The 5557-nt window shown below is 39.6% G+C and carries 7 protein-coding genes; 1 reads left to right on the plus strand and 6 read right to left on the minus strand.

Annotation, left to right across the window (positions count from 1 at the left end; translation table 11 throughout):
- The 5 genes from PLH26_RS19790 to PLH26_RS19810 form a co-directional block, all read right to left on the minus strand.
- On the minus strand, positions 1-1062 hold a 1062-nt coding region (locus tag PLH26_RS19790; protein ID WP_502876424.1), incomplete at its 3' end, for a TOTE conflict system archaeo-eukaryotic primase domain-containing protein.
- 20 nt (positions 1063-1082) lie between these two features.
- A complete protein-coding gene (locus PLH26_RS19795; protein WP_324587752.1) occupies positions 1083-1721 on the minus strand; it encodes an ATP-binding protein in 639 nt (212 codons plus the stop codon).
- 221 nt (positions 1722-1942) lie between these two features.
- On the minus strand, positions 1943-2392 hold the full coding sequence (locus PLH26_RS19800; RefSeq protein ID WP_324587753.1) for a helix-turn-helix domain-containing protein: 450 nt from the start codon (positions 2390-2392) through the stop codon (positions 1943-1945).
- Between the two features lie 10 nt (positions 2393-2402).
- Positions 2403-2735 carry a type II toxin-antitoxin system HigB family toxin gene (locus tag PLH26_RS19805; RefSeq protein ID WP_324587754.1) on the minus strand — a complete coding sequence of 111 codons (333 nt, stop codon included), beginning with the start codon at positions 2733-2735 and terminating at the stop codon, positions 2403-2405.
- A 305-nt stretch (positions 2736-3040) separates the two neighbouring features.
- Positions 3041-3163 carry a hypothetical protein gene (locus PLH26_RS19810; protein WP_324587755.1) on the minus strand — a complete coding sequence of 41 codons (123 nt, stop codon included), beginning with the start codon at positions 3161-3163 and terminating at the stop codon, positions 3041-3043.
- Positions 3164-3176: 13 nt separating this feature from the next.
- Here PLH26_RS19810 and PLH26_RS19815 point away from each other — a divergent pair, with 13 nt between their 5' ends.
- A complete protein-coding gene (locus tag PLH26_RS19815; protein ID WP_324587756.1) occupies positions 3177-3986 on the plus strand; it encodes an NUMOD1 domain-containing DNA-binding protein in 810 nt (269 codons plus the stop codon).
- Between the two features lie 506 nt (positions 3987-4492).
- On the opposite strand, the gene PLH26_RS19820 is transcribed toward PLH26_RS19815, so the two are convergent.
- Complete coding sequence (locus tag PLH26_RS19820) at positions 4493-5419, minus strand: tyrosine-type recombinase/integrase (RefSeq protein WP_324587757.1); 927 nt, start codon at positions 5417-5419, stop codon at positions 4493-4495.
- Positions 5420-5557: the final 138 nt, after the last annotated feature.

The following is a 5557-nucleotide window of genomic DNA, read 5'->3' on the forward strand; positions in this document are numbered from 1 at the left end:
GTCTTTAAAGGTGTAAGCAATGCCAGTTTCCTTACAGAACCTCAATAATCTTCCTGCAAAGCCTCTTGGTAAAATAACTTCATTACCAGTTTCCTCTACAAACCTGAAATAACGTTCTGTTCCAAAAGTATTTTTGCCAGTTTTCTTTTTTATGATAAATGCCGAATTCGTAAAATTCAGTTCTTCCTTAAGAAAAGTGATGAGTGTAAGCGGCATTGCTGAGCGGTTCAGCCGTAGTGCATTGTCTAATGATACAATCAGCTTGTCATTACCTCCGGCTTCATGTATCTTTTCTTTACTGCCGCCGACACCTGAAACAGTGTTATATATCTCATCCAGCAGCCTGACGCTCACTTTTTCAATCCCTGAAAGAAAGCTCCACTGATCAGGAAATGGCGTTAATGTTTCCGGATCAATAAAGCAACTGTTACCATTGTCTAATGCAGGCTTATGTAATGGCAATGCTATCAGATTACCGAGCCCTTTTCCCGAAAGCATATCCTGGTTGGGGAATAACCTGTCAAAGCTTGAATTTTTATCAAATACAGAAATTGTCCCCGATTCTGTAAGGATTGACAGGAATATTTTTCTACTCCTGATTGCCGCGTAAGATTGGTCGAAAAATGTCCAAACATGCCCACCCTTTCCTGAACGGGAACGCTCAAGGTATGCGGGTATATTTCTGGCTTTGCAGTATTCCATAAATTTTTTGCTGTCGGCTATCCAGTGCTGCTCATCAAAATCCGCGGCAATAAACCAGGAGCTGTTGTTCTGCAATAACGGGTATAGCCCAACAAGCTGCTCACCGTTCAGATGTTTCATCAGTTGCTCATCCGTAAGCGGCAAATACTTTTTATCAGCATAAGATTGAAATGTGCCTCCTTTCATCTTATGCGCCCGGTATCGGTAAGGGTCATACAAATAAGCAGGCATATAACCGCTTTTCCCTTCCCTGCCCGGCGAACTAGCATGGGTTTCCCAACGGAGCGCAAATACATCTTCACGGCCTTTGAAAAGGGAACGGAATAGCTGTAACTTTCTATTTATGCCTGGTTCTGACAAATCAGTAATTTGTTTTTAGGCTATCTACTTTTATCCAGCTTTAACAGCATATGATCGGTTAGAAAATATCCTCCTGTTTTAGGAGCGCCCCTGAATTCTACCAGTTGCATAAGTTTTTGCATATCTCTGCGTATCGAAACCTCTGATACCCCTGCCAGTTTCGCCAGGTCTTTCGATTTGAGACCGGGCTGCTTAATCAATTCCTGTATAACTCTCTTCATCCTTTGCTTTACTGTATCATTTACTGTATCATTTATCACCACGGCTTTCCCATCGGGTAAGGAAACAATGGTTTTAAAGGTCGCTCCTTCTATAAAGAAGGCCTTACCTTTACCCACATATTCTTTCATTAAGCGGGTAGTGGTTAATATACCGGAGCCCAGCTCTTCCACCCGCCCCAACTGGATAAAGAATTTTGCGATCAGCGGATTTTTAGGGAAAGGAACAAAATTGGTAGGATCAATCGGCCCTTCACCATGAGGGTTATTGGCATTCTCTGTCTCCACCCGGTCTGCATAAATAATAAAAGTAGCCGGCGCCGCATTGGTGTATTCCCGGTGAATGATAAGATTCGCGGCAATTTCCCGGAATATGGTGGTACGGAGGCTTATACGCTGATCACCCTTTAGGTAAAACTTATCCGGCAGATGACGGCTCACGAAATCCATCAATAATTCATACGCTTCAATAAGGTTGGTCTGGATGTATGCCCGGTGATTATAGCGATCTGTATTGTTTATTCTTACCAGCGCAAAAAGCTATTTCAAAAGGAATGAATTAGATAGATGGCTAATTGAATTAAAAATCAGTACACATGCTAATTAGAAAAGGAAGCTACTGATTATATTATCAGGAAAAGAAAATTCAGGAAGTGAATGTGTTAAGCTATTGCCGGTTTCTTCCTTGTATTCATCATTTTTGCGTCTTTGAATTTGGAGCTTACAGGCACATGCAATTCATAGGGCCTGTTAAAAGCCTCCTGGTTTAACTTAAACCTTTCAGAAAGAATGCGGATGGTGCCTTTAGATAAACCCTTCTTGTAGTTAAGCATGTCAGAAACCAAGCCTTCACTTACATTCAAAAGATTTGCCAAATCAACAGCTTTTATTTTATGGTCTTTCATCAAAGACTTCAGTAAAGGAATAGGTTCAAGGGTTTCAAAATTGCTGTGTTCTTCATCGTATTTTTCAACCAAAAAAGTGAGTAATTCTATTTCATCTTCTATTGCTTTGGTTTTCCTTTTTGTAGCAAAATCCAAATCGTGAAGTGTCTGGCAATATTCGTTGTACTGCTTTTCAGATTTTATCACTTTATATTTCAATGTTTCCATAACCTATATTTTAATAGTCAAAGACTGTATATTGTTTGTTCTGTTTGCAAATTTTGTCATATTCAGCATGAGTCCCTATCCAGCATACATACAACCTCATACTTGTGCTGCCAAAAGAATATTTACAGATCATCCTGTACTTATTCCCTGCTATATCAAAAATCGTTCTGAAAGAACTATTTCCTAAAAAGTCAGCAGAAGGGAAAGTTTGAACTATATCTTCAGTAGTAGTCCAATCTGCTAATTTTACTTTTGAAAGCCATTCTTGAAACGATGCTTTACTACCCCTATTCCCAACTATATAATCCCTGATTGTTTTTTCTTTTATCAAATGAACTTTCATATCATGATGTAAATATAGAAAAAGTTCACAAAATGTGAAGATTTTGTAGGAATTATTATGAAATATTTTTGAATTGCAGCTTCTTCATGCTTTCACCGGCTCTTATTTGTCCTGATAATCAACAATTTTTCCTTTTAAAGGCCTACGTTGTCCGTTATAATCTTCTGACAAGGTTGCGACCTTATGAGCTGGTATTATAAAGAAATCCGGTAGTACTGTCGGGTCTGCAAAGTTGTTTGGATTTGTGTAGAAGCTCATTAACGCTGCTTAGCGGTTAGTAATTAAGTTCAGTATCTGCTCTTGTTTTATTCTTCCCCGCTGCTTATATGATAGTAGAGTGTTGGAAATCTTGCCGGTATAAACAGTACAAGCGAGACGCCCGGTGGAATGCCCTTTGCAGCTTTTCGTTTTTTTGTATTTTGCTTCATAAAACCTATTGATTTGAATGATAAGACGATAGTGATCCTAACCAAAGACCACAACGGGTTGAACATAAAACCATCCAATTTAACTGAAGCGTCTATATCACAAAAGCAAAAAAGAATATCTGAATTAAACAGGAGGAAACCACTGGTTGTAGATGAAAAAGCAAGGCATAAAGCCATAGAAAATTCAAGATTAACGAACAGCAAACCCGTAACCCAATATGATTTGAACGGGAAGAAGATTAAAACGTTCCCGAGCATTGCAATCGCCGCCCGGGCAACGGGGATCAGCCACAGCCATATCAGTAACAGAGCCAGGGGTATCGAGCATTCAGCAGGCGGTTTTATCTGGCGACATGGAAAAGCCCGTAAAATTGATCTGACACCCATGTTGGAAAAGATAGCTCAGCGTAAAAGGCGAAACAAGGAGGTTTTTGGAAAGAAAGTTTCGCAATACAACATGAAGGGCAAACGACTTGCGGTTTTTCCAACGATCAATGATGCGGCAAAAGCAACTGGTATAAATAATGCTCAAATTTCGCTGGTCATAAAGAAAATTCGCAGCAGTGCCGGGGGATTCTTCTGGAAGAAAGGATACGGCCCGTTGCGTATTGATTTGTCGGGTTATGAATATGGCCAGGCGCTGAGTGCCAAAAAAAGGCAACGCCCGGTTATGCAATATTCCATGGAAGGTAAGCCTTTGCGAAAGTTTGCCGGTATAAAAGAGGCTGCCTTTGCAGTTGGCGTACATAGCACAAGCATTATTGGTGCCCTGAGAGGAAAGCAAGAAACTTCTGCCGGCTATAAATGGAAGTATCTGCGATGATCGTTTTAAAAGTGCCGTTTTCTATAAATACTGCCTTTCCTTTACCTGCATACTCTTTCATTAAGCGGTTGGTGATTAATATACCGGAATCGAGTTCCTTTGAAATTAATTATTTGCAGATACCAGCTTTTGTTTTTCATGGCATCGTCCCTTGCGTCGCAATCACTTCATCTGCATATTTTCATGGCAACAAAGAGCATCGCGATACGAGCCATCCTGTCAAAACTCACACCTCCTCAAAATAATCATTATCCAGCCGTTTAATTTCGTACGTCTTTTGCACGGATACGCCAAGGTTATAGTCAATCATCAGTTGCGCCAGTTGAACACCATCTATTAACACGAATGCCCTAAATTATTTAGCTTGTTAATAGGAACAGACAGCAAATAAAATTTTTTGCATCATCGAAAAGATTGGCCGGGTGTATGGCTTGGTTAATGCAAAACGAACAAGCCTCTATTCAAACACAATGGAGGCTTGCTCGTTTCAAAAATATTTAATCCAACTATTTCAACGCCTTAAACATCTGCTCTATACATTTTTTCTTTTGCTCTAAATTAGGATGTACATACAAATTCAGGGTGGTGCTGACATTGGAATGCCCGAGGATAACGCTCACCGTTTTATAATCACATTTACTTTCTATACACCTTGTGGCAAAGGAATGACGCAAGCCATGAAACTTTAGCTGAGGCATATCCAATGCCTGCATAAACTTTTTGTAATAGCTCCTGTATGTCCTCGGTTCGGTGGGTTTGGCATCGTTTGTCAATACAAAAAAATTAGGGTTCATTATTTTTTTGATGGGTTTCAGCATTTTTAATAAGTTCCGACTGATAGGGATCTCCCGGGTAGAGTTTTTTGTTTTGGGAGTATCCAGTATCAATTCTGTTTTTCTGACACCTGCATCTATCATATAAATACGTTGTATGGTGCGGCGGATATGGATAATGCCGTTTTCAATATCAATATCTTCCCAGGTAAGGGCGCATATTTCACCTATCCGCATACCTGCACTGAGGCAAATATAAATACCCAGGTTGCGAAAGGTGAAATGCTCCTGCACATAGTTCATCAGCTTCTTTTGGTGGGCACGGCTTAACACTTCAATAGTTTGCTTTTGCTGATGCGTGGGAAATTTTATATCCAGTGGCTGATACTCTATCCATTTGTTTTTTGCGCCAAACTTCAGCACCATTTTCAGGACAATTAAAATGTCTTTTACAGATTTCTGGCTAAGCCCTTCTTTTAGCTTTTGGAAGACGAAACCTTGGAGTTCCGGTTCTTCCACATTGTATTTGCTACCGAATACAGGCAAAAGGTGATTTTCAATCAAAAGCATATAGGCTGAAAAAGTTGATTTTTTTACATACTGCCTTTTGTCGGCTTTCCAGGCTGAGATGATTGCTGCAATTGTTTTTTGTTCAGTCATAATTTTTCGTTTTTAGAATGAATTAATGATTACGCTGAACAAATTAGACGCATTTAGGAAATTAGGTACTTAAGTGTTTTAAGGTTCCAAATTCTACAAAGCATATCCCCAATCTTAGATTTAATGGCTTTGAGGAAA

The organism is Agriterribacter sp. (assembly GCF_035444585.1).
In the GTDB taxonomy this organism is placed as follows: domain Bacteria; phylum Bacteroidota; class Bacteroidia; order Chitinophagales; family Chitinophagaceae; genus Agriterribacter.